Annotated in this window: 1 pseudogene; it reads right to left on the bottom strand. The window is 70.4% G+C overall.

The features are described from left to right. Positions 1-28 precede the first annotated feature (28 nt). Positions 29-280: pseudogene (locus J0695_RS41905) on the bottom strand (cytochrome bc1 complex cytochrome b subunit); the annotation flags it as partial.

The raw sequence follows: 280 nt of genomic DNA, 5'->3' as shown, positions 1-280 counted from the left end.
GCTTTGCGCCGGACTCAGGCCGCGGCACTCAGTGGTGGTGCTGGTCGCCGCTGTCGATGGCCCGGTACTCCTCGACCGTGGCCTTGGGCACCTGCGAGCCGGGACCGTACATGGCATGGGCGAGCCTGGCCCGCAGCCGATCCGAACGCCTGGGGCTGCGCTGGACGCCATTGGCGTCGACCAGCGGCCCCAGCTCGAAGGGAGGGGGCTGCTCGTGCGCCGTGAGTTTGTGCAACTGCGCCTGGGTGAGCGGTTCGTGCACCTCCACGAACTCGCCGTG

This window comes from Streptomyces beijiangensis (assembly GCF_017315755.1).
Classification (GTDB): domain Bacteria; phylum Actinomycetota; class Actinomycetes; order Streptomycetales; family Streptomycetaceae; genus Streptomyces; species Streptomyces beijiangensis.
The sequence above is the reverse complement of the archived record's forward strand: the minus strand, read 5'-3'. Positions and strand labels throughout refer to the sequence as shown.